Consider the following 24,079-nt stretch of genomic DNA (forward strand, 5'->3'; position numbering starts at 1 on the left):
CGAACCGGGCAGCTTCAGGAATCAGGCAGGTCGACGTAGTGAGTTTCAGCGCAACTAACGGTCAAGCCATGCAGTACCCTCGAGCATCGCCGCCTGCTCAGTTCACCTTCATCCGCTGCAGCTTGTTGTACAGCGTCTTCGGACTGATGCCGAGCAACGTTGCCGCACGGTGGCGCGTGCCGCCGACGGCGTCGAGCGTCGCGCGGATCAGCAGATCCTCGACATCGGACAGCGGCGTGCCGACCTTGATCTGCACGCTGCTGCCGTTCAATGAGGCGCCGGCCGAGAAGCTCGGCTCGCCCGCGCGCAGCGTCTCGATGAAATCGCCCGATGCGTCGTACGCGAAGCGCACGCGTTCCTGCAACTCGCGCACGTTGCCCGGCCATTCGTAGGACAGGCATTCACGGACGAAGCCCGGCGCCGCGCGCTTGTCGGTCGTGCTGCGGCCGGTTGCGCGCGCGTCGCGGTTCAGTTCGTCGATCAGCGCATCCGCGATCGCGAGCGCATCGCCGTCGCGCTCGCGCAGCGGCGGCATCGTGATCGATGCCGCATCGAGGCGCAGCCACAGATCCTCGCGCAGCGTGCCGTTCGCGACCGCTTCGCGCGCCGGGCGGCGCGTGGTCGCGATCAGCCGGAAATCGCTCGTGATCGAGCTCGTGCCGCCGATCCGCATGAAGTTCTGCGAATCGAGCGCATGCAGCAGCGCTTCCTGCAGCACGAGCGGCAGTGCGGTGATTTCGTCGAGGAACAGCGTGCCGCCGCCGGCCTGTTCGAACAGGCCCGATTCGCGGCGCTCGGCGCCATCGAACGCACCGCGCTCATGGCCGAACAGCACGCTGTCGAGCGACGCACCGTGCCGGCCGGCCTGTGCGATCGTCCGGCAGTCGAACGATACGAACGGCCCCTTGCGGCGCCGGCTCAGGTCGTGCAGCGTGCGCGCGGCCAGCTTCTTGCCGGTACCCGCTTCGCCCGAGAACAGCACCGCCGTTTCGGTGCGCGCGTTGTGCTCGATCATGTCGTACACGTGCTGCATCGCGTCGCTGCGGCCGACCAGCGCGCCGAAGCGGCCGAGATGGCGCAGCGACGCGCGCAACGACTGCACTTCGTCGATCAGTTCGTACGGACGCGGGATCCGCGCGAGCAGGCTGCGCAGGCGCGGAATGTTGATCGGCTTCAGCAGGTAGTCCCAGATGCCGTGACGCAGCCCCTCGATGGCGCTCTCGACCGTCGCATTGCCGGTCAGCACGATCACGGGCAGCGAACCGTTCGGCTGTTGCTGCGGCAGGTGCTGGAGCAGGTCGAACCCGCTGCCGTCCGGCAGGTTCAGGTCGACCAGGACGACATCGGGAATCGAGCGGCCGAGCGCCGTGCGCGCTTCTGCGAGCGACGTGGCCGTGTCGACCGAGAAGCCGTCCGCGGCGAGCAGCGCGGTGAGGCCGGACAGACTGTTGGGATCGTCTTCGACAATCAGGGCGTGTGGCATGGTGGACGCAAGTCGAGTCAAGAGAGGCGGGCTGTCGGTCATCGTGGCCGCAGCCGCATGTCAGATTAAAGACTGATTTTATGCCCCGCTGAACGCGTAACGAGCAATATTTCTCCGGCGCTATAAAACAGTTACCGATGATACAAATTGAATATCTTTACCGGTGGCTTTTGTGCTTTACATGAGCCTGACTCTCGCCCGGTTGTTGGTGCCGGACAAACAAAAAGCGCCCCGAAGGGCGCTTTGTTCGATGCGGGTATCGCTGGCGATTACGCGCGGCTGCGGTATTCGTTCGTACGCGTATCGATTTCGATCTTGTCGCCGGTGTTGCAGAACAGCGGCACTTGCAGTTCGAAGCCCGTTGCGAGCTTGGCGTTCTTCAGCACCTTGCCCGACGACGTGTCGCCCTTGACTGCCGGTTCCGTGTAGGTGATCTCGCGAACCAGGACCGTCGGCAGTTCGACCGAGATTGCCTTCTCGTTGTAGAACACGACTTCGCAAGCCATGCCGTCTTCGAGGTAGTTCAGCGCTTCGCCCATCATTTCCGCTTCGACTTCGAACTGGTTGTAGTCGGCGTCCATGAACACGTACATCGGATCGGCGAAGTACGAGTACGTCACTTCCTTGCGGTCGAGCACGACGACGTCGAACTTGTCGTCAGCCTTGTAGACCGCTTCCTGGCCTGCGTTCGTCAGCAGGTTCTTCATCTTCATCTTGACGACGGCGGAGTTACGGCCCGACTTGTTGTATTCAGCCTTGGCGATGACCCATGCGTCGCTGCCGATCTGCACGACGTTGCCTACGCGGAGTTCCTGTGCGGTTTTCATAAAAAACTGTCCTGATCAAATCAAATAAATAGGTGCCTGAGCGTTGCGCAACGGGTGAGGCGCCAAGCGGTGCATTCCGGTGGACGCCAAAAGCGAGCGCTTGCCTGGTCAGCCGTCGGATAACCGCTTATTTTAACTGAGATTTTGCGTATTCCGCCAGCTTTCCGGCGAGATCGCCGACGGCCGCGAGCGCATCGGCCCAGCGGGCCGCGTTGGCGTCCAGTGCGGCGCGGTGCTGCCAGAAATCGGCCCAGTCGGGCGTGCCGACGCCGTTCCATGCATGCCAGAACCGCTCGAGCGCCGCGCGCGGCGCGTCGGCGAGGCCGGCCGACAGGTGCGCGAGCGCCGCGTCGAGCTTCGGCAGGTGGACGTCGTCGGCCTGCGGGTAGATGTGCCACACGAACGGTTTGCGGGCCCACTGCGCCCGGACGAACGAATCCTCGCCGCGCACGAAATTGACGTCGGCCACCCACAGCAACGGATCGTAGTCGGCCTGGGGGACGAACGCGAGCCCGTGAGCAGTCAGGTTGCCGCTGCGCGCATGCGTGCCCGCGCCGAACGACTCGACCCCGAAAAAACGGGCGACGGCAGGCGACACGCGGCCGGCCGGCACGAGTGCGACGACCGGCGTCGGGCCGTCGCGCCACTGCGCGAGCAGCGTGTCGACGGCCGGATTCTCGTACGCGAACAGGCTGACGACCGTCGTGCCGGCGGCCGGCGGCGCGCCGCCGGTCGCGCGCTGCCACCAGGCATCGCGCGCCGCCGCGTCGGCTTCGAAGGCCGTGCGGCGCGCATCGAGGTCATGCTCCTTCAGAACGCCGCCGGTGCCGGCCGACAGGCCGGGGAAGAAAAACGTCTTCAGCAGCGGGTAGCGCGGATGCGGCGACGGCCGCAGATGGAAATCGGCGACCCAGTCTTCGGCGCTCAGGTATTCGAGGTTGATCCACACCGGGCGCCGTTCGCGTCGCGCCATCGCCGCGAGATACGCGCCGGGCAGCTCGCACGCGAACGCTTCGATCACGACATCGGCGATCTCCAGCGCGTCGCCGGCTTGCGCATGCCAGTGCTCGATCACGATCGCGTCGACCGTCTGCCGCCCCGCGTCGGGATCGACCCCGGGCAGCAGGCGCGCGAATGTGCGCAGGTCGTCGACGAACAGGCGAACCTGCCAGCCGTGCTCGTGCGCGAGCTGGCGCGCGACGCGCCAGCAGACGCCGATGTCGCCGAAATTGTCGATCACCGTACAGAAGAGGTCGCAGGCAATCGGTTCGCCCGGCGCGAGCGGCGTGGCGGGCAGGGGGGCAGCGGTGGTGCGGGGCATCGAAGCGGGCCGGTGAATGCTCTAAACTGGCGATTCTAATAGACCCGTTCCGCGTTACAAGGCGCCCGGATCACGCATGACATCCCCTGAAGCTTCCGATACCCCGTTCGAACCGAAGAAGATCCTTGCGCAATTGCCGCACATGCCGGGCGTCTATCGCTATTACGACACGGCGGGCGCCGTGCTCTATGTCGGCAAGGCGCGCGACCTGAAGAAGCGCGTATCGAGCTATTTCACGAAGACGCAGCTGTCGCCGCGCATCGCGATGATGGTCACGCGCATCGCGCGCATCGAGACGACCGTCACGCGCTCGGAGGCCGAGGCGCTGCTGCTCGAGAACAACCTGATCAAGGCGCTCGCGCCGCGCTACAACATCCTGTTTCGCGACGACAAGTCGTATCCGTACCTGAAGCTCACCGCGCACCGTTTTCCGCGGATGGCCTACTACCGCGGCTCGGTCGACAAGCAGAACCAATATTTCGGGCCGTTCCCGAGTGCCTGGGCCGTGCGCGAGAGCATCCAGATCCTGCAGCGCGTGTTCCAGCTGCGCACCTGCGAGGATTCGGTCTTCAACAACCGCACGCGACCGTGCCTGCTGCACCAGATCGGGCGCTGCACGGCGCCGTGCGTCGGTGCGATCTCCGACGAGGATTACGCGATCGACGTATCGAATGCCGCGCGTTTCCTGCTCGGCCGGCAGTCCGAAGTGATGAAGGAGCTCGAGCAGAAGATGCACGCGTTCGCGGCCGAACTGAAATTCGAGCAGGCGGCGGCCGTGCGCAACCAGATGAGCTCGCTCGCGACGGTGCTGCACCAGCAGGCGATCGAGGTCGGCAGCGACAGCGACGTCGACATCCTGGCCGTCGTCGCGCAAGGCGGGCGCGTGTGCGTGAACCTCGCGATGGTGCGCGGCGGCCGGCATCTCGGCGACAAGGCGTATTTCCCGACGCACGTCGAAAGCGCGCTGACGCTCGCCGAGGGCGGGATCGGCGACGGGTCCGAGCTGGCGGAGGCGGCCGATGCGTCCGCCGATGTATTGCCCGACCTGCCCGCGGAAGAACCCGGCCGCACGCGCGGTGACGCGGTGGCGTCGGTCGAGGCCGAAGTGCTCGACGCGTTCATCGCGCAGCACTATCTCGGCAACCGCGTGCCGCCGGTGCTGGTCGTGAGCCATGCGCCCGCGAGCCGCGACCTGCTCGAGTTGCTGTCCGAGCAGGCCGGCCACAAGGTGTCGCTGGTGCGGCAGCCGCAGGGGCAGCGGCGCGCGTGGCTGTCGATGGCCGAGCAGAATGCGCAGATCGCGCTCATGCGGCTGCTGTCCGAGCAGGGCTCGCAGCAGGCGCGCACGCGTGCGCTCGCGGAGACGCTCAGCTACGAATGCGACGATCTCGCGACGCTGCGGATCGAATGCTTCGACATCAGCCATACGATGGGCGAGGCGACGCAGGCGTCGTGCGTGGTCTACCACCATCACAAGATGCAGTCGGGCGAATACCGCCGCTACAACATCACCGGGATCACGCCGGGCGACGACTACGCGGCGATGCGGCAGGTGCTCACGCGCCGCTACGAGAAGATGGTCGAGCAGGCCGCGCAGGCGGCTGCCGCCGACGATGCGGCCGGCATCGACGGCGAGTCGACGCGCCAGGCCGAGGCGTCGAGCCTGCTGCCGAACATCGTGCTGATCGACGGCGGCAAGGGTCAGGTCGAAATCGCGCGCCAGGTGTTCACCGAGCTCGGCCTCGACACGTCGATGCTGGTCGGCGTCGCGAAAGGCGAGGGGCGCAAGGTCGGCCTCGAGACGCTCGTGTTCGCGGACGGCCGCACGCCGCTCGAACTCGGCAAGGAAAGCGCCGCGCTGATGCTCGTCGCGCAGATCCGCGACGAGGCGCACCGCTTCGCGATCACCGGTATGCGTGCCAAGCGGGCCAAGGCTCGCCAGACATCGCGGCTCGAGGAACTCGAGGGCGTCGGCGCGAAGCGCCGGCAGCGGCTGCTCGCGCGGTTCGGCGGGTTGCGCGGCGTGGTTGCCGCGAGCGTCGAGGAACTCGCGAGCGTGGAGGGCATCTCGCACGCGCTCGCCGAGCAGATCTACAAGCAGCTTCACTGACGCGGCCGTGCGGCCGGCCGCCTTGCCAGCGTTCTTGTGGCAGGCCGGTCGACACGGCACAATTGCGAATCCTTTACTGTCCCGCATGCCATGCCGTTCAATTTCCCGATTTTCCTGACGTGGGTACGGATCGTGCTGATTCCGCTCGTCGTCGGCGTGTTCTATCTGCCGGACACGGTGATGGGCGGCGCGCACCGCAATCTCGCGGCGGCGGCGATCTTCATTCTTGCGGCGCTGACGGACTGGTTCGACGGCTATCTGGCACGAAAGTGGAACCAGACGTCGTCGTTCGGCGCATTTCTCGATCCGGTGGCGGACAAGCTGATGGTGACGGCCGCGCTGCTGATCCTCGTGCAGATTTCGCGGGTCGACGCGGCGATCGCGCTCGTGATCGTCGGCCGCGAGATCGCGATTTCGGCGCTGCGCGAGTGGATGGCGCAGATCGGCGCGTCGAAGAGCGTCGCGGTGAACCAGCTCGGCAAGTTCAAGACCGCATGCCAGATGGTCGCGATTCCGATGCTGCTGTTCTACGGGCCGCTGCCGCTCGGCGTCGCAACGATCGACACGCGCGTGTGGGGCGAATGGCTGATGTATCTCGCGGCGGTGCTGACGATCTGGTCGATGCTGTACTACATGAAGCTTGCATGGCCGCAGATTCGCGAGCGCGGCGGCGCGTGATGCGTCCGGTCGAGCAGGTTTTTGTAAAAAGGGCTGGAAAAGCCCTTGACACACGAATGTGCCTTCGACATAATCTCGCTTCTCCGCTGCACGACGAAGTAAGTGTGTGACGGGGAAGCAGTAGCGCAGCAATACGCGGGAGTAGCTCAGTTGGTAGAGCGCAACCTTGCCAAGGTTGAGGTCGCGAGTTCGAGACTCGTCTCCCGCTCCAGATTTTTTCTGGCAGCGTGTTGTACGGCAAAGCGCTGCAGATGCAGGACACATGCGGGAGTAGCTCAGTTGGTAGAGCGCAACCTTGCCAAGGTTGAGGTCGCGAGTTCGAGACTCGTCTCCCGCTCCAGATTTTTCTGGCAGCGTGTTGTACGGCGAAGCGCTGCAGATGCAGGACAATGCGGGAGTAGCTCAGTTGGTAGAGCGCAACCTTGCCAAGGTTGAGGTCGCGAGTTCGAGACTCGTCTCCCGCTCCAAGTAATGGGGAAGCCACGCTTCCCTTTTTATTTGATGGACTTTCAGTCCTCGAATAGAAATCTGTCGCTTGCCTCACGGCATTCGCACAGTCCGCTTTTGGCGCGATAGCAAAGCGGTTATGCAGCGGCCTGCAAAGCCGTTTAGGCCGGTTCGACTCCGGCTCGCGCCTCCAGGTAGAAAGAGAAAAAGCCCCGCTTCGGCGGGGCTTTTCTTTTTTCTGCATCGCTTGCGGCCGTCGTGCATGGTGCATGCGACGGCCTGCGGGCGATCAACCATCCACCGGCTGCGCCGGCGTGTCGAGCGTCAGCTGATAGAACGCCGCGTCGAGCCACCGGCCGAACTTGAATCCCGCCTGCGTGATCGTGCCCGAGTGCGCGAATCCGAGCTTCGTATGCAGTGCGATGCTTCCCGCATTGGTCGCATCGATACAGCCGACCACCACGTGCACCTGCGCTTCGCGCGCGCGCCGGACTACCTCGCGCAGCAGCACCTCGCCCAGCCCGCGGCCGCGCTGGTCGCGATGCACGTACACACTGTGTTCGACCGTGTACTTGAAGGCGGGAAACGCGCGGAACGTGCCCCAGCTCGCAAAGCCCAGCAGCGTGCCCGACGCGTCGACCGCGCCGATGACCGGGAAGCCGCCCGCGCGCTTCGCCGCGAACCACGCGACCATCGCTTCCGGCGGACGCGGCTTGTAGTCGTACAGCGCGGTCGAGTTCGCGATCGCGTCGTTCAGGATCTCGAGGATGGCCGGCGCATGCTCGGCCTCGCTGCAATCGATCAGGCGGACGTCGTCGCGCTGTTTCGGGGAATTCATACCGGCTCCTGTAGGCAATAAATAGGGCGCGCGCATCGCTGCTGCGACGACGCGCTCATCAGGGGTTCCGCACGCCGGCGGCGGCAGACGCATCGCAGATCGCGACGACATAGCGCGCGGCATGCGACGACGGATTGCTGAAAATCAGCGGCTGGTCGAGCCGCATGGCCAGGCAGTCGCCTTCGTGAAGTTCGTGAAGTGCGTCGCCGAACGTGACGTCGACGCGGCCACTGATGACCCACACCTGCTGATGCAGCGCGCTTTCACGTCCGCCGCTGTCGTACGCGACGCGTGCACCGGGCGGGAAATCCACCTCGACGAGCTGGATCGGCGACGGCCAGCCGGCCGGGGAGAGGTTGCGGCGCACATAGCCGGACGCCGGATCTCGCCATTCGGCCTGCTGCGCGCGGCGGGCCAGCGGCTGCGCGGGCGTGTCGTCCTGGTCGCCGCCGAACAGGCCGGCCAGCGATACGCCGAGGCCGGCCGCGAGCTTGTCGAGCACGACGGCCGTCGGGCTGGCCGAAGCGCGTTCGATGAGCGAGATCATCGAACGACTGACGCCGGAGCGCGCGGCCAGCGCATCGAGCGTGTAGCCTCGCACGGTGCGCAGGTCGCGTACGCGCCGGGCGATGCGTTCGTTGATGCCGGTGTCGTCGGCAACGGCGGTTGCTGATTCTTTCATGATGGATTTATTTTCCAGCAAACTGGAATTCGATGTCAACGGGGTCGACCTCAGGCGGCTCGACGGAACTCGAACGGCTTGCTCGGCAGTCGTGCGCGGCGTAATATACGAATCGACTACGTTTCGTTTAATTGGGGATATATGGGCATCATCAAGATTTCCGAGCACATGCACGAGCGGCTGCGCTCGACCAGCACGGCGCTGAGCCGCTCGATCAACGCGCAGGCCGAACACTGGCTGCGCGTCGGGATGCTGTCGGAACTCAATCCGGCGCTGTCCTACGGCGATATCTGCCGGATGCTGATCGAGGCCGAAGCGCGGGGCGGTGAGACGGGGCCGGCGGAACCGGTCGAGCACGGCATCGAGCAGGTGGCGTAATGGCGAAACGAGAAATCCCGATCCGCGGCGCCGCGGAAATCGCCAAGTCGCGTGAAGCCGCGAAGCTCGCGTCGCAGGTGCTGACGATGATTACCGAGCATGTGAAGCCGGGTGTCACCACCGACGAGCTGGACGCGCTCTGCCGCAACTACATCGTCGACGTGCTCGGCGCGATACCGGCGAACATCGGCTATCACGGCTTTCCGAAAACCGTGTGCGCGTCGGTCAATCACGTCGTGTGTCACGGCATTCCGACGTCGCGGCCGCTGCGCGACGGCGACATCGTGAACCTCGACATCGCGGTGATCAAGGACGGCTGGTTCGGCGATACGAGCCGCATGTATTTCGTCGGCGAACCGAACGAGCTCGCGCGGCGCCTCGTCGCGACGACCTATGAGGCGATGCACGCGGGCATTCGCGCGGTGCGTCCGGGTGCGACGCTCGGCGACGTCGGCTACGCGATCCAGCAGGTCGCGCATCGTGAAGGATTCAGCGTGGTTCGCGAGTACTGCGGGCACGGCATCGGCGACGTCTATCACGACGAGCCGCAGGTGCTGCACTACGGCCGCCCGGGCACCGGCGTGCCGCTCCGGCCGGGGATGATCTTCACGATCGAGCCGATGCTCAACGCGGGCAAGCGAGACACGCGCATGCTGGCGGACGGCTGGACGGTGGTCACGAAGGACCATTCGCTGTCGGCACAATGGGAGCACATGGTCGTCGTGACGGAAACGGGCTTCGAGGTGCTGACCGAGGACGCGAAGCCGCAGGCGTTCCCGGCGCTGTCGGGCACGCACGCCGCCTGACGCATGCAGTGCGCCACGAAGGGTGGTGCGGTGGCACAGTGGAACGGGCCCCTTTGCGGGGCCCGTTTCGTTTTCGTTCGAGGTCGCGAAGCGCGGCGCGATTTACGCGCGAACGCGGCGAACGGTTGCTTGGTGGCGGAGCGCGGCCCGGCCGCCGCTCAACTGCGCGCCTTCTGCCATGCGGATTCAACGAACACGCGGCACAGCGCTTCCATCCCCTTGCGGTCTTCGTCGTCGAAGCGCGCGGCGACCGGGCTGTCGACGTCCCACACGCCGATCAGCGTGCCGTCGGCGGCCACCAGCGGCACGACGATTTCCGATTCCGAGGCGGCGTCGCACGCGATATGGCCGGGGAAGTCATGCACATCGCGCACGACCTGCGTCTCGCGCGTCTGCGCGGCCGTGCCGCACACGCCCTTGCCGAGCGCGATCCGCACGCAGGCGGGCTTGCCCTGGAACGGCCCGACCACGAGTTCCGTTCCATCGAAGAAGTAGAAGCCGGCCCAGTTGAGACGGTCGAGCGAGTGGTAGACCAGCGCGGAGAAGTTGGCCGCGTTCGCGGTCAGGTCGCGTTCGGACTCGACGAGCGCGCGTGCCTGCTCGACGAGCGTCGCGTATTGATCGGCCTTGGAGGCGTTGGGGTCGTTGGACAGCGTGAACATGGCGGGAAAGCGATCAGGGTTGTGGAATGCGCGATGCGCGTACCGCAGTCTACGGCACGCGCGCAGGGTTTGCAGCGCCCGGTCACGCGTGAAGCGGCGCGCTCAATCAGGTTCGAGTTCAGCAAACCGCTCCGCGAGAAAATCGAGCAGGGCGCGCACCGCGGGCAGCAATCCCCGGCGCGACGCGAACACCGCATGCACGATTTCTCGACGCGGCGCCCAGTCGGGCAGCAGGGTCACCAGCTCGCCGCGCGCGACCTCATCGCGCACCATCATCGTCGGCAACTGCACGATGCCGACGCCCGCGACGGCTGCCGCGCGCAGCGCGAGCATGCCGCCCGTCACGAAGCGCGGCTGGTGATGAATTTCCGCGTGAGCGCCGTCGGGCCCGCGCAGCCGCCACACGTGCGCGGACTGCGGGGCGCCGTGATCGAGGCTCGGCAGGCGCGCGAGATCGGCGGGAACGGCCGGGGCGCCGTACTCGCGCAGCAGCGCCGGGCTTGCGACGAGGCACTGGCCGCGCTCGGCCAGCACGCGCAGCGCGAGATCGCTGTCTTCGAGCGGCGGCGGGCGCACGCGGATCGCGACGTCGATTCCTTCACCGACCACGTCGACGCGCCGGTTGGTCGCTTCAAGGTGAATTTCGACGCGCGGGCACGCGACCATGAACGCGGAGATCATCGTGCCGACCAGCGAATCGAGCAGCACGATCGGGCAACTGACGCGCACGATGCCGCGCGGCTCCTCGTGCAGCAGCGCGATCGCCTCGTCGGCGGCATCGGCCTCGACGAGCATCGCGCGGCAATGCGCGTAATAGGTCTGTCCGACGTCGGTGACCGTGAAGCGGCGCGTCGAGCGCTGGATCAGCCGCATCCCGAGCCGCGCCTCGAGCAGCGCGATGCGGCGGCTCAGCTTCGATTTCGGCATGTCCAGCGCCCGCCCGGCCGGTGCGAAGCCGCCGTGTTCGACGACTTGTACGAAGTAATAGAGATCGTTCAGATCCCGCGCTTTATCGTTCATGAAATGGAACGCTGCGTGCGATTTTGGCAGTCTACCGGATCGATCGTTCCACCACTATATTTCTACCCAGGATGCGAAACACGTGTTTCGCCGCAATTCGGAGAAGGCAATGAAGAAGATCCAGGGTGTGTACAGTGCGCCGCGCGGCCATTGGGTCGGCGACGGTTTCCCGGTGCGTTCGATGTTCAGCTACCAGTCCCACGGCGCGCACCTGAGCCCGTTCCTGCTGCTCGATTACGCCGGCCCGACCACGTTCGAGCCGGGCTCGGCCTCGGCACCGCGCGGTGTCGGCCAGCATCCGCACCGCGGGTTCGAAACGGTGACGATCGTCTATGACGGCGAGGTCGCACACCGCGACTCGACCGGCGCGGGTGGCGTGATCGGCCCGGGCGACGTGCAGTGGATGACGGCCGCGAGCGGGATCCTGCATGAGGAATTCCACTCGGAAGGGTTCACGCAGCGGGGCGGCCCGCTCGAGATGGTGCAGCTGTGGGTGAACCTGCCCGCCGCGGACAAGATGGGGGCGCCCGGCTACCAGACGCTGCTGAACGCCGACATCCCCGTGGTGGAGCTGCCGGACGGCGCGGGGCGCGCGCGGATCATCGCGGGTGAACTCGACGGGCGGCGCGGGCCGGCCCGCACGCATACGCCGATCGACGTGTGGGACGTGCGGCTCGTGGCCGGCGGCCATGCGCGGTTCCCGGTCGCCGAAGGGCGCACGCTCGCGGTGGTCGTGCTGAGCGGTACCGTGCAGGTGAACGGCGAAACGGTCGCCCGCGAAGCGCAGTTCGTGCAGCTCGGCCGCGACGGCAGCGACGTCGAGATCGAAGCGAACGGCGATGCGAAGCTGCTGATCCTGAGCGGCGAACCGATCGACGAACCCGTCGTCGGTTACGGGCCGTTCGTGATGAACTCGCAAGCGGAGATTCGTACCGCGATCGAGGACTTCAACAGCGGCCGCTTCGGCCAGATGCCGGCATGACGGACAGGCCCCGCGCAATGCGGGGCCTGTTTTTATGCGCGGGCAGTCGGTCGCGCGGCGCGTGCGCTTCGAGGCATAATCGTCGATTGCCGCGCGCCGGCCGGCGCGCCCGAATCAGGACCGACCATGAACGCATCCGCTGCATCCCCGAGCGCCGCCGATCTCGACTGGCGCTGGAAATCCTTCGACGCGCTGACGGCGCGTGAAGTCTATTCGATCCTCGAAGCACGCAGCGCGGTGTTCGTCGTCGAGCAGAACTGCGTGTATCGCGACATCGACGATGCGGACCAGGCTGCATGGCACCTGGCCGCCTTCGATCCGGCAGGCCGCCTGGCCGGCTATCTGCGGGTGCTGCTGCCCGATGCGCAGAACACCGACGTACGCATCGGCCGCGTGCTGACGACCGCCGCGTTTCGCGGCGCGGGCCTCGGCAACGGGCTGCTGTCGCGCGCGCTCGAGCATATCCGCGCGCAGTGGCCGGAGACGCCGGTGAGCCTGCATGCGCAGGCCCACTTGCAGCGTTTTTACGGCGCATTCGGCTTCACGCCGAGTTCGGACGTGCACGACGAGGACGGCATCCCGCACGTGTGGATGAGCAGCGCACGCGCGTAATGCGCGCTGCGCCGCGCAGCAGTCAGTGCGCGGCGTGCGCCACCGGCGGCCGGTTCGCGCGCTGCGCGGCACGTTCATCGATCAGGCGGCCGCGCGCGGACAGCCGCAGCCAGTGGCGCAGCGCGATCAGCGCGCCGATCACGCTCATCATCGAGCCGGGAATCCACAGCAGCAGGCCGCCGATCTGCTGGTCACGCAGCGGGCTCAGCCACGTGAACGCACGGCCGCAAATCGAATAGATCGGATACAGCTCGTGCGGCGTGAAGAAGATCAGCGCGCCGAGCGCGATCTGCGGCGGGATCGCCGCGACGACGATCAGGATCCGGCGGCCCGGCGACAACCGCGCGGGCGGCGCGGGACGCGGATCGACGACGAGCCACCAGAACAGCAGCCCGTCGATCACCATGCTCCAGTTCATCACGCGATAGAGACGCCAGTCGAGCATCGCGATGAAATGGATCGGCGACAGCAGCCAGAAATAGATCAGCCCGACGAACAGCACGACCGCGACGACGGGATGGAACACCACGTCGAGCGTCGCGCGCACGGGCGCCCACGCGAGCGCGGGGCGCACGAAACGCTGCCGCCAGCGAAACGGGATGCCCGCGCGCATCGCCGCGCCCGGATAGGACAGCGCGATGAAGAACGGCCCGAGGTGGTGCAGCACGAGGTGCTGCGCGCGGTGCAGGAAGAACTCGTGCTCGAAGAAATAGTCGAGCCGCGTATGCAGCGCGATGTAGAGCGCCGTTAGCCCGAACCAGAACGAGAACTGCCGCAGCGGCGACACCTTCGCCTTCTTCACGCCGCGTGCGAACAGCACGGCGGCGGTCAGCACCGCGATCACCACGGTGGGCGACGGTTCCCACGGATCGAGCCAGTACAGGAGGTTCATCGCGCGCGCATCACTTCGCCTGGGCCGGCGATTTCACGGCGAACGGCGCATCGACCGTTGCGCCGTCGGAGAATTTCAGGCGCAGGTGCACGGTGTCGCCCGGCTTGATCGCGTGCTTCGGCTCCTCGAGCATGAAGTGGTAGCCGCCCGGCGCGATATCGACCTTGCCGCGCGCGGGGATCGTCAGCTTGTCGACCATTTCCATTTTCTGCGTCGAGCCGTTCGAGACGGTCTGGTGCAGCATCGCCATCCCGTAGTCGGGGCTGTCGACGTCGACGAGATCGACCGGCTTGTCGCTCGTGTTCACGAGCGTCACGTAGCCGCCGGCCGGCAGCTTGTTCGGCAGCCAGCGCACCCAGGCGTTCTGCGCGGTGACCGCGCCGGCGGCATACGCGTGGGCGCCGGCGCACAGCGCGGCGAGGAGGGCGAGTGTCTTGAGGGTCGTTTTCGTTTTCATGTCGGGATGCATTCAGGTCGTGGAGGCGGTGTCGATGATCCGGCGCAGATCGGCGGCGATGGCGTCGGGCGAGTCGCGGTCGGTCGCCAGCAGGCGGGCGCGGCCGCTCGCGTCGAAGATGTAGACGGCCGAGCTGTGCGTGACTTCGTAGCCGCCGGACGGATCGCGCTTTTCCATCTGGTACGCGACGCGATAGCGCTTCGCGAGCGATTCGATCTGGCGGTCGGTGCCGGTCAGGCCGCGCGCATGCGCGGCGTCGAACGCGGCGACATACGATTGCATTGCCTGCGGCGTGTCGCGTGCAGGGTCGACCGAGACGAACAGGATGCGCACGTTGTTGGCCTGCGGGCCAAGCTTCGCCAGCACTTCCATCAGCCGCGCCATCGTTTCGGGGCAGACATCGGGGCAGTGCGTGTAGCCGAAGTAGACGAGCGCGACCTGGCCGTGGAACGCGTCGGCGTCGACGGGATGGCCGTCGCCGCCCGTCAGCGTGAACGACAGGTCGGGCAGGTGGCCGGTAACGTTGGTCAGGTTCCAGCGCGGCTCGTCGTGCGTGCACGCGGCGAGCGCCACGGCGGCGGCGAGGGCCGCGGCCGTGCGGATGAGGCGGGAGAAGCGCCGGTGCGGCGTGGTGCAGGCAGACGACATCCTGGGGCTCGATCGGACGGAAGGTTGGCCGGCCGGCGCGGCGCCATGCGTCGCGCGGCAGGCGGTTGCGACTGTAGCGCAATTCGCGCGCCCGCGTCCTTTCGAAACCCGTACGCCGCGGGCGAGCGGGGCAATATGTCGCAGTTGACGCATGCCGCGGCGCGATGCCGGCGCCGCACCGGTTTCGCCCATCTCGATGCGCAGGCGCGGTAAGATGCGCACAATTCCATTCGCGCAGCGGCCGCCCGGCGTTTGCCGGCCGGCCCTCACACTATCGAATCGATGCAATCCGTTCCGGCTTCCCTGTCTCTGACCGATACCGCGTTCTTCTTCGACTTCGACGGCACGCTCGTCGAACTGGCGCCGACGCCCGACAGCATTCATGTTCCGCCGTCGCTGCTGACGCTGCTCGACGAGCTGCGGCGCCGCTCGCACGGCGCGGTCGCGATCGTGTCCGGGCGCGGCATCGACAACATCGACACGTTCCTGAAGATGCCCGGCATGCCGATCGCCGGCCTGCACGGCGCGGAGCGCCGCGATGCGAACGGCGACACGCAGCGCATCGGCTTCAACGACGAACGCCTGCTGCGCATCGAGCGCGAGCTGGCGGCCGTCGTCGACCGTCATCCGGGCATGCTGCTCGAAATCAAGGGCGCGGCCGTCGCGCTGCACTACCGCAACGCGCCCGAGCGCGAGGCGGCGGCACGCGCGGCCACCGAGCGCCTCGTCGCCGACTATGCCGATGCGTATGTGCTGCAGCCCGGCAAGATGGTGTTCGAGATCAAGCCGAAAGGCGTCGACAAGGGGCGCGCGCTCGCTGCGTTCCTCGACGAGCCGCCGTTCGCGGGGCGCGTGCCGGTGTTCGCGGGCGACGACCTGACCGACGAGAAGGGCTTCGCGGTGGTCAACGCGCGCGGCGGCCTGTCGATCAAGGTCGGCGCGGGCGAGACGTCTGCCCGCACGCGGCTCGATTCGGTCGACGCGCTGCATGAGCAGATCGCGCGCTGGCTCGGTGCGGAGCAGCCGGACGCATGAGTCGCCTCATCATTGTTTCAAACCGCGTCGCGCCGATTTCGGAAGGCGAACCGGCAGCGGGCGGTCTGGCGATCGGCGTCTACGATGCGCTGAAGGAGACGGGCGGCATGTGGTTCGGCTGGAGCGGCGAGGTCGTCGCGTCCGGTGCGCCGCAGATCCGCGTCGAGGAGCACGGGCCGGTCACGTTCGCGACCATCGGCCTGTCGCGGCGCGACTACGACCAGTATTACCGCGGCTTCTCGAACGCGACGCTGTGGCCCGCGTTTCACTACCGCACCGACCTGATCCAGTACGACCGTCATGAGTTCGAAGGCTATGGCCGCGTGAACGTGTGGCTCGCCCAGCAGCTCGTGCCGCTGCTGCAGGACGACGACGTGATCTGGGTGCACGACTATCACCTGATCCCGTTCGCGCGCGCACTGCGCGCGGCCGGCGTGAAGAACCGCATCGGCTTCTTCCTGCACATCCCGTTTCCGGCTGCGCAGGTGCTCGTCAGCGTGCCGCCGCATCGCGACCTCGTCGAGTCGCTGTGCGCGTTCGACCTGCTCGGCTTCCAGACCGAACCCGACCTGCGCGCGTTCTGCGACTACGTCGAGTCGGAAGCGGACGGCGCGATCGAGCGCGACGGCCACCTGGCGACGGTGCACGCATTCGGCCGGACGCTGCGCGCGGCCGCCTATCCGATTGGCGTGCATCCGGACGAGATCGCGTCGCTCGCGCAGGCCGGCGAGCACGGCAAGGCAGTGCGCACGCTCGCGACGTCGCTGCGCGGCCGCAAGCTGATCATGAGCGTCGACCGGCTCGATTACTCGAAGGGGCTCGTCGAGCGCTTTCGCGCGTTCGAAAAGCTGCTCGAGCACGAGCCGTCGCATCGCAATCGCGTGTCGTTCCTGCAGATCGCGCCGTCGACCCGCGCGGAACTGCGCGCGTACCAGGACATCCGCCTGCAGCTCGAAGGGGAGTCGGGGCGCATCAACGGACGCTTCGCCGAGCTCGACTGGGCGCCGATCCTCTATATCCATCGCCAGTACGACCGCCAGCTGCTCGCCGCGCTGTACCGGCTCGCGCGGGTCGGCTACGTGACGCCGCTGCGCGACGGGATGAACCTCGTCGCGAAGGAGTACGTGTCCGCGCAGAATCCGGACGATCCGGGCGTGCTCGTGCTGTCGCGCTTCGCCGGTGCCGCACGCGAGCTGACCGGGGCGCTGATCGTCAATCCGATCGATATCGACGGGATGGCCGATGCGCTGTCGCAGGCGCTGACGATGCCGCTCGCCGAGCGGCGCGCGCGTTATACGGACATGATCGCGCAGCTGCGCGAGAACAACGTGTCGGTGTGGCGCGACAACTTCCTGCGCGATCTGCAGCACGCGTAACCGGCGGTTCATCGAGCAATGAAAAAGCCGCAGTGCGACGCGCACTGCGGCTTTTTTGTCGGCTGCGGGCCGGTGTGTCAGGCCACGCGTTCGCCGGTCGGCGTGCTGCCGTCGGGGGCCGGGTGGTGGCGGCCGTGCTGTTTCGCGAGCAGGTCGCGGTACAGGCCCGGACGGTTGCGCAGCACGTCGGGCGGGCCGTCGTCGATCACCTTGCCGTTGTTCATCACGATGATCCGGTCGAAGTTGCGCAGCGTCGACAGGCGGTGGGCGATCGCGATCACCGTGCGGCCGACCATCAGGCGGTCGAGCGCGCTCTGGATCGCTTCCTCGGATGCGCTGTCGAGCGCGGACGTCGCTTCGTCGAGCAGCAGGATCGGCGCATCCTTCAGGATCGCGCGCGCGATCGCGATACGCTGGCGCTGGCCGCCCGACAGCTTGACGCCGCGGTCGCCGACGATCGTGTCATAGCCTTCCGGCATCGCTTCGATGAACTCCGCGCAGCGGGCGTCGCGCGCGGCGGCGAGCACTTCCTCGCGAGTCGCGTCGGGGCGGCCGTACGCGATGTTGTCGTAGATCGTCCGGTGCAGCAGCGAGATGTCTTGCGGCACGAGCGCGATCGCGTGGCGCAGGCTGTCCTGCGTAATCGTCTTCACGTCCTGGCCGTCGACCTTCACGGCGCCGTCCTGCGTGTCGTAGAAGCGCTGCAGCAGCGCAAGCACGGTCGACTTGCCGGCGCCCGACTTGCCGATCAGGCCGACGCGCTGGCCCGGCTCGATATGGAGTTCGAAGTGGTCGAGGATCGCGCGGCGGTGCGGATACGCGAACGTCACGCGCTCGAAATCGACGCGGCCGCCCTTGGCCGACAGCGGCTGCGCGTCGGAGCTGTCCGGCATCCCGTGCGGCTCGAGCAGCGTCTTGACCGCCTCGGACAGGCGCGCGATGTGCTGCGTGACGTCGACGAGCGCGACCGCGAGATCGCGTGTGCCGTGCAGGATCGTGAAGCCGAGCGAGCTGACGAGCACGATGTCGCCCGACGTCGCGCGGCCCTGATCCCACAGCCACAGCGCCCAGCCGAGCAGGCCGGCGGACAGCATCGCGGTGATCACCGCGTGCAGCAGGCGCAGCTTCTCGAGATAGAGCAGGCTCTGCTGGCGCGCATCCATCTCGGCCTTGACCGTCGCACCGAAGCGCTTCTGCTCGCGCAGCGTCATCCCGAACGCACGCACGAGGCCCATGTTGCCGATCACGTCGACGAGCTCGCCGTCGACCGCCGCGGCCTTCGCCGCGAACGCGTGGTGGCGGGCCGAGCCGCGCCCGGCGAGCTTGAACAGGATGACGGACAGCACGGCCGAACAGCCGAGCAGGCCGGCCGCCATCATCGGATTGACGACGATGATCATCAGGATCGCGCCCATCACCGCGATGCACGGCGGCAGCACGTTCCACGCCATCGTGTTCTCCGACGTGTAGACCGCGTTCGACGTGGCCGTGATGCGGCTCGCCAGCGTGCCGGGCTGCTTTTCGGCGTAGTAGGTGGGCGAATGGCCGATCAGGTACTGGAACAGGTCGCGCCGCAGGTCGCCGGTGACCGCGACGAACGTGTGCGCGGCGAACCAGCCGCCGACGCGCCACAGCAGGTTGTCGGCCGCGATCAGCCCGACGAGCAGCGCGAACGCGCTCCACAGCGGGCCGGGGTGATGCCGCCCGGTCGCCAGCACGTCGATCAGGTGCTTGATCGCGTATTGCGAGCCGAGCGCGCAGCCGACGGCGGCCAGCACGCTGCCGAGCACGATCAGGTGGGCGACGGGATGCAGGCGGATGTAGCGGAACAGGAACGCGATCGGTCGATGCGCGTAGCTCGACAGCTTCGCGTTGTGGGCGTTGCGCTGGGCAGGGGTGAGAGATTCCAAAATATGCGTGCGGTGATTCGGTGAGTGAGCGTGGCGGCTGGATCGCAGGCCGGCGTTCGCCCGGACTGAATAATCCGGCATTGTAAACAAGCCCGCGTGTCGCGCTGCGCGAATCTTGCCTTGGCCAGGGGCTCGCGGTCGATTTTGAGATAAAATCCGGCATCCCGTCCTGCCTCATGTGCCGGAATCACGCTGCCGGCGGTCACGGGGTCAAGGAATGCCAAAAGGGCCTTCCACTCTAGAACGGACGCCCAAGTCCGCGGGTTGCAAAGTGTTGCACCTTTGTAACAAAGTAAAGTGTTTGAAATGTTGTGCGCCGTATCGGGATTAACCCTAGATAATCGGCTCCGGGTTCGATTCCAGGTTTTTTACGAACCCCTGTCAACGGGTCTTCGTTTCAAACGTTCTATGCCTGTCGCGTCGCCGACGCTCCTTGAGCAGCGCGGGTTCGACGCCCCCGGCAGGCTGATTCGTCCGATCTTCGGACGACCTGCATCCAGCCCGGACCGCCGGCAGGTTGCCGACCCATACCTGGTTTTTAGCCGATTTTTTAGGAGTTACGCATGCGAATCGCCCAAATCGCTCCGTTGCACGAAGCGGTGCCCCCGAAACTGTACGGCGGCACCGAGCGAGTGGTGTCCTACCTCACCGAAGCACTTGTCGAGATGGGGCATGACGTCACGCTCTTCGCGAGCGGCGATTCGCAAACCTCCGCGAAGCTCGAAGCCTGCTGGCCGCAGGCGCTGCGCCTCGACCCGACGATCCGCGACGTGATGGCCCCGCACATGCTGCTGCTCGAGCAGGTGCGCCGCCGCGCGGAAGAGTTCGATGTCCTGCACTGCCACATCGACTACTACCCGTTCTCGCTGTTCTCGCGCCAGCCGGTCCCGCATCTGACGACGATGCACGGCCGTCTCGACCTGCCGGAACTGCAGCCGATCTTCAACGCATTCAGCGACGTGCCGGTCGTGTCGATCTCCGACAACCAGCGCATCCCGCTGCCGCAGGCGAACTGGCTGTCGACCGTCTACCACGGCCTGCCGGAAAACCTGCTGACGCCGATCCCGAACGTGAAGCCGAGCTACCTCGCGTTCCTGGGCCGCATCTCGCCGGAGAAGCGCGTCGACACGGCGATCCGCATCGCCGAGCAGGCCGGCCTGCCGATCAAGATCGCCGCGAAGCTCGACAAGGCTGACCGCGCGTACTACGAAGAGAAGATCAAGCCGCTGTTCGCGCTGCCGCACGTCGAGTACATCGGCGAAATCAGCGAGTCGGAAAAGACCGAATTCCTCGGCAACGCGCATGCGCTGCTGTTCCCGATCGACTGGCCGGAGCCCTTCGGCCTGGTGATGATCGAGGCGATGGCCTGCGGCACGCCGGTGATCGCGTTCAAGCGCGGCTCGGTGCCGGAAGTGATCGACAACGGCGTGTCGGGCTTCGTCGTCGAAGACGAGCTGTCGGCCGTTGCCGCGCTCAAGCGCCTCGATACGCTGCCGCGCGAGAAGGTCCGCGCCGCGTTCGAAGCCCGCTTCTCGTCGAAGGTGATGGCGCAGAACTACGTGAAAGGCTACGAGGAACTGCTGCGCCAGAAGCGTCGCACGGTGCTGCGCGAAGTCAACGCAAGCTGATTGCGGGCCGCCGCCGCGCTGCGGCGCGCGGCTTGCCATCGACGCCCCGTCCGGGTTCCCGGCGGGGCGTTGTCACATCCACGGCGCGGATCTGTTGTATTCTCGCCGCGCCCGACGCTGCGAACGGCCCCCGAAGCGGCCCGGCAGGGCATCCGTCCGTCTGTCCAGACGGTAATGTCCCTATAATGGCCGTGCCGTGAAATCCGGCCCCGCACGAATAACCAGAGGAGAGCAGTCTTGGCGAGAACGAAATCCACGCGCGCAGCGCCGGCCCCCGGCGCCGGTGTGATCTTCGCGTTGCGTGCGATCGGTCTCGTGCTGCTCGCGCGCTGGCTGTTCTCGATGTCCCAGATGGGCTATCGCTCGTCGCTGTCGGCGATGGTGTCGTCACCCTGGGCGTTCATCTACCTTCTCCTGATCTTCCTGCTGCTCGCGCTGCCGGGCGCCGTCGCGCGCGCCGAACGGCCGTTCCATCCGCTGCCGCAATGGCTGCGCCAGGCGCTGCGCGTGTTCGCGCTGATCGGTTTGCTGTTCGCGGTCTGGTCGATCGGCATGTTCGTCTGGGTTGACGGCTGGCGCCTCGCGCTGCAGGCGGTGACGGCGACCAACGGCTGGCTCGTTGCCGCACCGGCGCTTTATGCGGCGATCGTCTGGATCTGCCGCCCGCGGCCGCTGTGGCGGACCAACGTGGCCGCGCGCCGCTTCGCGGTCGGCCGTTATGCGATTTCGCTCGACGTGCTGACGCGCACCGCGATCGTGTGGATGGAAAGCCGCAAGGTTGGCCAATACGATGCGCGCGAACTGTCGGTGCGCTGGCCCGGCCGGGCGGCGCCTGCCGCAGGCGACGGTGCCGCGGACGCGCAGCCGGCCGTCGTGCCGCCGCGCCGCGGCAGCCTGTTCAATCGGCCGAAGGTCGAACTGCTGTGGGATTCGCCGGCGGCCGTCGGCCATAACCGGCAGATCGTCATGCGCGCGCCGCTCGCGACCGAAGGCGACCGCGTCGCGGTGCTCGCGCTCGACGCCGCGCTCAAGCAGATCGTCTGACAAGGCCCGCGCACGGCGTGCGGGCGACAAGGAGGCGAGATGATCGTCCGTTGGTTGCTGGCTGCCGTTCACCTGAGTGCGTTCGGCGTCGCGTTTGCCGCGATTGCGGGGCGTAACCGCGCGTTGCGCCGGCTCATCGCGTCGGCGCAGGCGGCCGACTTGCCCGGCGTATTCAAGGCGGATGCCGCGTGGGGGCTATCGGCGCTCGTGCTGATCGCGACGGGCATGATGCGCGCGTTCGGCGGTTTCGAGAAAGGCGCCGCGTACTACCTGCACGAACCGCTCTTTCACCTGAAGATGACCGCGCTCGTGCTGATCCTGCTGCTCGAGGTCGTGCCGATGCTCGGGCTGATCCGGTGGCGCATCGCCGCGCGGCAGCAGCAGATGCCCGATCTTGGCCGTGCGCGCACCTATGTGCGGATCGGCCATTGGCAGGCGGTGCTCGTGATCGTCATCGTGTTCGCCGCGTCGGGGATGGCGCGGGGGATTGGGGCGGCCGGCTAGGCCTGGCTGGGTAGGTGCGGCCGGGTAGGGCCGGCCCCAGCTCGACCGGGCGACCCTGCCGCCCGGCGGCACCCGCACTCAGCGCACGAGGCAGGGGCGCTTGTTGTTGAAGGTCCAGCCCGGAATCAAATACTGCATCGCCGCCGCGTCGTCACGGGCACCGAGCCCGTGCTGCTTGTACAACTCGTGCGCGACCGCGACGGCATCCATGTCGATATCGATGCCGAGCCCCGGCCGTTTCGGCACTTCCACCAGCCCGTTCTCGATCTTCAGCGGTTCGCGCGTCAGCCGCTCGCCGTCCTGCCAGATCCAGTGCGTGTCGATCGCGGTGACCTGGCCCGGCGCGGCGGCCGCGACGTGCGTGAACATCGCGAGCGACACGTCGAAATGGTTGTTCGAATGCGAGCCCCACGTGAGGCCCCAGTCGCGGCACATCTGCGCGACGCGCACCGAACCCTGCATCGTCCAGAAGTGCGGGTCGGCGAGCGGGATGTCGACGGCCTGCAACTGCACCGCGTGACCCATTTGCCGCCAGTCGGTCGCAATCATGTTGGTGGCGGTCGGTAGCCCCGTCGCGCGGCGGAATTCGGCCATCACCTCGCGGCCCGAGTAGCCGTTCTCCGCGCCGCATGGATCTTCCGCGTACGCGAGCACGTGATGCTGGTCGCGGCACAGCCGCACGGCCTCGTCGAGCGACCACGCACCGTTCGGGTCGAGCGTCACGCGCGCGTCGGGGAAGCGCTCGGCGAGCGCCGTCACGGCCTCGATCTCGCTCGCGCCTTCGAATACGCCGCCCTTCAGCTTGAAGTCGTTGAAGCCGTAGCGCGCATGCGCGGCCTCGGCCAGCCGCACGACGGCCTCGGGCGTCAGCGCGGCTTCGTCGCGCACGCGCGTCCAGTCGTCGGTCGCGCCGCTGCCGTCGCGGTAGGCGAGTGCGGTCTTCGTGCGATCGCCGATGTAGAACAGGTAGCCGAGCATTTCGACGCGCTCGCGTTGCTGGCCCTCGCCGAGCAGCGCGGCGACCGGCACGCCGAGATGCTGGCCGAGCAGGTCGAGCAGCGCGGCTTCGAGCGCGGTGACCGCGTGGATCGTCGTGCGCAGGTCGAAGGTCTGCAGCCCGCGGCCGCTCGCGTCGCGGTCGGCGAAGGTGCGCCGCACGTCGTTGAGCACCGCGTGGTAATTGCCGACCGGCTGGCCGACGACGAGTGCGCGCGCATCGTCGAGCGTGCGTCGGATACTTTCGCCGCCCGGGACTTCGCCGACGCCGGTGCGGCCCGCGCTGTCCTTCAGGATCACGAGGTTGCGGGTGAAGAACGGGCCGTGTGCGCCGCTCAGGTTGAGCAGCATGCTGTCGTGGCCGGCGACCGGAATCGCTTGCAGGTCGACGATACGCGGCGTGTCGTGGGAGGGCGAGGCAGTGACGGCGTTCATGGGCGGCGATGGCGAAAGGGTGGGCAATGCCGTGCGGCAAAAGCTTTGCCGCGCGCGACGGGAGGTGCGATCATTCGACAACCGACATGCGCGGCGCGCAAGCCCCGCAGGTCGACGCAACCCGAAACGGGGTGGGAGCGACAACCTGACCAGCGGAGCGCAGAACGCGAACGCTGGCTGATCGTAAGACATGGGACCAGGCGGCGCAGGAGTGCTCGCTTGAGTCGACAGGAGATCCGTGTTTCGATCATCAGTCGTCGGATGACTTGTGACGCAGTATAATGAATCATCGGCTTTCGCTCAAACCC

Annotated in this window: 23 protein-coding genes and 4 tRNA genes; 15 read left to right on the plus strand and 12 right to left on the minus strand. The window is 67.0% G+C overall.

Annotated features, from left to right (window positions below; genetic code table 11):
• Positions 1 to 97: 97 nt before the first annotated feature.
• The 3 genes from QZM35_RS22175 to earP all read right to left on the minus strand — a co-directional run bounded on the left by QZM35_RS22175 (position 98) and on the right by earP (position 3,631).
• Positions 98 to 1,483, minus strand: a complete 1,386-nt coding sequence (locus tag QZM35_RS22175) for a sigma-54 dependent transcriptional regulator (RefSeq protein ID WP_089424858.1) — start codon at positions 1,481 to 1,483, stop codon at positions 98 to 100.
• Positions 1,484 to 1,752: 269 nt separating this feature from the next.
• On the minus strand, positions 1,753 to 2,310 hold the full coding sequence (gene efp / locus QZM35_RS22180) for an elongation factor P (RefSeq protein WP_011351421.1): 558 nt from the start codon (positions 2,308 to 2,310) through the stop codon (positions 1,753 to 1,755).
• 127 nt (positions 2,311 to 2,437) lie between these two features.
• Entirely contained in the window at positions 2,438 to 3,631 is a 1,194-nt protein-coding gene (earP, locus tag QZM35_RS22185) for an elongation factor P maturation arginine rhamnosyltransferase EarP (RefSeq protein ID WP_174974922.1), read from the minus strand.
• A gap of 76 nt (positions 3,632 to 3,707) precedes the next feature.
• Between earP and uvrC the strand changes: the two genes are divergently transcribed.
• The 6 genes from uvrC (at position 3,708) to QZM35_RS22215 (ending at position 7,059) form a co-directional block, all read left to right on the plus strand.
• A complete protein-coding gene (gene uvrC / locus QZM35_RS22190) occupies positions 3,708 to 5,741 on the plus strand; it encodes an excinuclease ABC subunit UvrC (protein WP_301776769.1) in 2,034 nt (677 codons plus the stop codon).
• 90 nt (positions 5,742 to 5,831) lie between these two features.
• Positions 5,832 to 6,419, plus strand: coding sequence for a CDP-diacylglycerol--glycerol-3-phosphate 3-phosphatidyltransferase (gene pgsA, locus QZM35_RS22195; RefSeq protein WP_011351424.1), 588 nt, complete (start codon positions 5,832 to 5,834; stop codon positions 6,417 to 6,419).
• 135 nt (positions 6,420 to 6,554) lie between these two features.
• Positions 6,555 to 6,630 (plus strand) — tRNA-Gly (locus QZM35_RS22200).
• 53 nt (positions 6,631 to 6,683) lie between these two features.
• Positions 6,684 to 6,759 (plus strand) — tRNA-Gly (locus tag QZM35_RS22205).
• A gap of 51 nt (positions 6,760 to 6,810) precedes the next feature.
• Positions 6,811 to 6,886, plus strand: a tRNA-Gly gene (locus QZM35_RS22210).
• Positions 6,887 to 6,985: 99 nt separating this feature from the next.
• Positions 6,986 to 7,059: transfer RNA gene (locus QZM35_RS22215), tRNA-Cys, on the plus strand.
• Between the two features lie 96 nt (positions 7,060 to 7,155).
• Here QZM35_RS22215 and QZM35_RS22220 read toward each other — a convergent pair.
• Positions 7,156 to 7,704 (minus strand): GNAT family N-acetyltransferase, encoded by a 549-nt coding sequence (locus QZM35_RS22220; RefSeq protein WP_089424861.1) that lies wholly within the window; start codon positions 7,702 to 7,704, stop codon positions 7,156 to 7,158.
• A gap of 58 nt (positions 7,705 to 7,762) precedes the next feature.
• Positions 7,763 to 8,386 (minus strand): helix-turn-helix domain-containing protein, encoded by a 624-nt coding sequence (locus tag QZM35_RS22225; protein ID WP_089424862.1) that lies wholly within the window; start codon positions 8,384 to 8,386, stop codon positions 7,763 to 7,765.
• 141 nt (positions 8,387 to 8,527) lie between these two features.
• Here QZM35_RS22225 and QZM35_RS22230 point away from each other — a divergent pair, with 141 nt between their 5' ends.
• Together QZM35_RS22230 and map are read left to right on the plus strand one after the other, a co-directional pair.
• On the plus strand, positions 8,528 to 8,764 hold the full coding sequence (locus tag QZM35_RS22230; protein WP_069247499.1) for a ParD-like family protein: 237 nt from the start codon (positions 8,528 to 8,530) through the stop codon (positions 8,762 to 8,764).
• Positions 8,764 to 9,570, plus strand: coding sequence for a type I methionyl aminopeptidase (map, locus tag QZM35_RS22235; protein ID WP_089424863.1), 807 nt, complete (start codon positions 8,764 to 8,766; stop codon positions 9,568 to 9,570). The genes QZM35_RS22230 and map overlap by 1 nt, the downstream gene beginning before the upstream one ends.
• A 158-nt stretch (positions 9,571 to 9,728) precedes the next feature.
• Here the strand turns inward: map and QZM35_RS22240 are convergent, their stop codons facing one another.
• Both QZM35_RS22240 and QZM35_RS22245 read right to left on the minus strand, forming a co-directional pair.
• Entirely contained in the window at positions 9,729 to 10,232 is a 504-nt protein-coding gene (locus QZM35_RS22240) for a GAF domain-containing protein (protein ID WP_301776770.1), read from the minus strand.
• Positions 10,233 to 10,334: 102 nt separating this feature from the next.
• Positions 10,335 to 11,252 carry a LysR family transcriptional regulator gene (locus QZM35_RS22245; RefSeq protein ID WP_301776771.1) on the minus strand — a complete coding sequence of 306 codons (918 nt, stop codon included), beginning with the start codon at positions 11,250 to 11,252 and terminating at the stop codon, positions 10,335 to 10,337.
• 109 nt (positions 11,253 to 11,361) lie between these two features.
• Here QZM35_RS22245 and QZM35_RS22250 point away from each other — a divergent pair, with 109 nt between their 5' ends.
• Both QZM35_RS22250 and QZM35_RS22255 read left to right on the plus strand, forming a co-directional pair.
• Entirely contained in the window at positions 11,362 to 12,234 is an 873-nt protein-coding gene (locus QZM35_RS22250) for a pirin family protein (RefSeq protein WP_301776772.1), read from the plus strand.
• Between the two features lie 126 nt (positions 12,235 to 12,360).
• Positions 12,361 to 12,846: a GNAT family N-acetyltransferase gene (locus tag QZM35_RS22255; protein WP_089424866.1), complete on the plus strand. Its 486-nt coding sequence runs from the start codon at positions 12,361 to 12,363 to the stop codon at positions 12,844 to 12,846.
• 22 nt (positions 12,847 to 12,868) lie between these two features.
• Here QZM35_RS22255 and QZM35_RS22260 read toward each other — a convergent pair whose 3' ends face one another.
• From QZM35_RS22260 to QZM35_RS22270, 3 genes are read right to left on the minus strand one after another with little or no spacing between them, the layout of a single operon-like run.
• Positions 12,869 to 13,738, minus strand: coding sequence for a cytochrome c oxidase assembly protein (locus tag QZM35_RS22260; RefSeq protein WP_089424867.1), 870 nt, complete (start codon positions 13,736 to 13,738; stop codon positions 12,869 to 12,871).
• A 10-nt stretch (positions 13,739 to 13,748) separates the two neighbouring features.
• Positions 13,749 to 14,195, minus strand: a complete 447-nt coding sequence (locus tag QZM35_RS22265) for a copper chaperone PCu(A)C (RefSeq protein WP_089431369.1) — start codon at positions 14,193 to 14,195, stop codon at positions 13,749 to 13,751.
• A 12-nt stretch (positions 14,196 to 14,207) separates the two neighbouring features.
• Entirely contained in the window at positions 14,208 to 14,843 is a 636-nt protein-coding gene (locus QZM35_RS22270; RefSeq protein WP_089424868.1) for an SCO family protein, read from the minus strand.
• Positions 14,844 to 15,125: 282 nt separating this feature from the next.
• Here QZM35_RS22270 and otsB point away from each other — a divergent pair, with 282 nt between their 5' ends.
• Both otsB and otsA read left to right on the plus strand, forming a co-directional pair.
• Complete coding sequence (gene otsB / locus QZM35_RS22275; RefSeq protein ID WP_089424869.1) at positions 15,126 to 15,878, plus strand: trehalose-phosphatase; 753 nt, start codon at positions 15,126 to 15,128, stop codon at positions 15,876 to 15,878.
• Positions 15,875 to 17,254 (plus strand): alpha,alpha-trehalose-phosphate synthase (UDP-forming), encoded by a 1,380-nt coding sequence (gene otsA, locus QZM35_RS22280; RefSeq protein ID WP_089424870.1) that lies wholly within the window; start codon positions 15,875 to 15,877, stop codon positions 17,252 to 17,254. Before otsB ends, otsA begins: the two co-directional genes overlap by 4 nt.
• A 77-nt stretch (positions 17,255 to 17,331) precedes the next feature.
• On the opposite strand, the gene QZM35_RS22285 is transcribed toward otsA, so the two are convergent.
• Positions 17,332 to 19,164 (minus strand): ABC transporter ATP-binding protein, encoded by a 1,833-nt coding sequence (locus QZM35_RS22285; RefSeq protein WP_089424871.1) that lies wholly within the window; start codon positions 19,162 to 19,164, stop codon positions 17,332 to 17,334.
• 563 nt (positions 19,165 to 19,727) lie between these two features.
• Here QZM35_RS22285 and QZM35_RS22290 point away from each other — a divergent pair.
• The 3 genes from QZM35_RS22290 (at position 19,728) to QZM35_RS22300 (ending at position 22,340) form a co-directional block, all read left to right on the plus strand.
• Complete coding sequence (locus QZM35_RS22290) at positions 19,728 to 20,792, plus strand: glycosyltransferase family 4 protein (RefSeq protein ID WP_006476459.1); 1,065 nt, start codon at positions 19,728 to 19,730, stop codon at positions 20,790 to 20,792.
• A 237-nt stretch (positions 20,793 to 21,029) separates the two neighbouring features.
• A complete protein-coding gene (locus QZM35_RS22295; protein WP_089424872.1) occupies positions 21,030 to 21,836 on the plus strand; it encodes a hypothetical protein in 807 nt (268 codons plus the stop codon).
• 39 nt (positions 21,837 to 21,875) lie between these two features.
• A complete protein-coding gene (locus QZM35_RS22300; protein ID WP_301776773.1) occupies positions 21,876 to 22,340 on the plus strand; it encodes a DUF2214 family protein in 465 nt (154 codons plus the stop codon).
• A gap of 78 nt (positions 22,341 to 22,418) precedes the next feature.
• On the opposite strand, the gene gudD is transcribed toward QZM35_RS22300, so the two are convergent.
• Positions 22,419 to 23,771, minus strand: a complete 1,353-nt coding sequence (gene gudD, locus QZM35_RS22305) for a glucarate dehydratase (RefSeq protein ID WP_039348297.1) — start codon at positions 23,769 to 23,771, stop codon at positions 22,419 to 22,421.
• Between the last annotated feature and the right edge of the window lie 308 nt (positions 23,772 to 24,079).

Origin of the sequence: Burkholderia sp. AU45274, from assembly GCF_030482505.1 — a bacterium.
Classification (GTDB): domain Bacteria; phylum Pseudomonadota; class Gammaproteobacteria; order Burkholderiales; family Burkholderiaceae; genus Burkholderia.

Bases quoted from the DNA above. Each gene is read 5' to 3' on its own strand.
- QZM35_RS22175 (WP_089424858.1), bottom strand. From the start codon at position 1,483: ATGCCACACGCCCTGATTGTCGAAGACGATCCCAACAGTCTGTCCGGC.
- efp (WP_011351421.1), bottom strand. From the start codon at position 2,310: ATGAAAACCGCACAGGAACTCCGCGTAGGCAACGTCGTGCAGATCGGC.
- earP (WP_174974922.1), bottom strand. From the start codon at position 3,631: ATGCCCCGCACCACCGCTGCCCCCCTGCCCGCCACGCCGCTCGCGCCG.
- uvrC (WP_301776769.1), top strand. From the start codon at position 3,708: ATGACATCCCCTGAAGCTTCCGATACCCCGTTCGAACCGAAGAAGATC.
- pgsA (WP_011351424.1), top strand. From the start codon at position 5,832: ATGCCGTTCAATTTCCCGATTTTCCTGACGTGGGTACGGATCGTGCTG.
- QZM35_RS22220 (WP_089424861.1), bottom strand. From the start codon at position 7,704: ATGAATTCCCCGAAACAGCGCGACGACGTCCGCCTGATCGATTGCAGC.
- QZM35_RS22225 (WP_089424862.1), bottom strand. From the start codon at position 8,386: ATGAAAGAATCAGCAACCGCCGTTGCCGACGACACCGGCATCAACGAA.
- QZM35_RS22230 (WP_069247499.1), top strand. From the start codon at position 8,528: ATGGGCATCATCAAGATTTCCGAGCACATGCACGAGCGGCTGCGCTCG.
- map (WP_089424863.1), top strand. From the start codon at position 8,764: ATGGCGAAACGAGAAATCCCGATCCGCGGCGCCGCGGAAATCGCCAAG.
- QZM35_RS22240 (WP_301776770.1), bottom strand. From the start codon at position 10,232: ATGTTCACGCTGTCCAACGACCCCAACGCCTCCAAGGCCGATCAATAC.
- QZM35_RS22245 (WP_301776771.1), bottom strand. From the start codon at position 11,252: ATGAACGATAAAGCGCGGGATCTGAACGATCTCTATTACTTCGTACAA.
- QZM35_RS22250 (WP_301776772.1), top strand. From the start codon at position 11,362: ATGAAGAAGATCCAGGGTGTGTACAGTGCGCCGCGCGGCCATTGGGTC.
- QZM35_RS22255 (WP_089424866.1), top strand. From the start codon at position 12,361: ATGAACGCATCCGCTGCATCCCCGAGCGCCGCCGATCTCGACTGGCGC.
- QZM35_RS22260 (WP_089424867.1), bottom strand. From the start codon at position 13,738: ATGAACCTCCTGTACTGGCTCGATCCGTGGGAACCGTCGCCCACCGTG.
- QZM35_RS22265 (WP_089431369.1), bottom strand. From the start codon at position 14,195: ATGAAAACGAAAACGACCCTCAAGACACTCGCCCTCCTCGCCGCGCTG.
- QZM35_RS22270 (WP_089424868.1), bottom strand. From the start codon at position 14,843: ATGTCGTCTGCCTGCACCACGCCGCACCGGCGCTTCTCCCGCCTCATC.
- otsB (WP_089424869.1), top strand. From the start codon at position 15,126: ATGCAATCCGTTCCGGCTTCCCTGTCTCTGACCGATACCGCGTTCTTC.
- otsA (WP_089424870.1), top strand. From the start codon at position 15,875: ATGAGTCGCCTCATCATTGTTTCAAACCGCGTCGCGCCGATTTCGGAA.
- QZM35_RS22290 (WP_006476459.1), top strand. From the start codon at position 19,728: ATGCGAATCGCCCAAATCGCTCCGTTGCACGAAGCGGTGCCCCCGAAA.
- QZM35_RS22300 (WP_301776773.1), top strand. From the start codon at position 21,876: ATGATCGTCCGTTGGTTGCTGGCTGCCGTTCACCTGAGTGCGTTCGGC.
- gudD (WP_039348297.1), bottom strand. From the start codon at position 23,771: ATGAACGCCGTCACTGCCTCGCCCTCCCACGACACGCCGCGTATCGTC.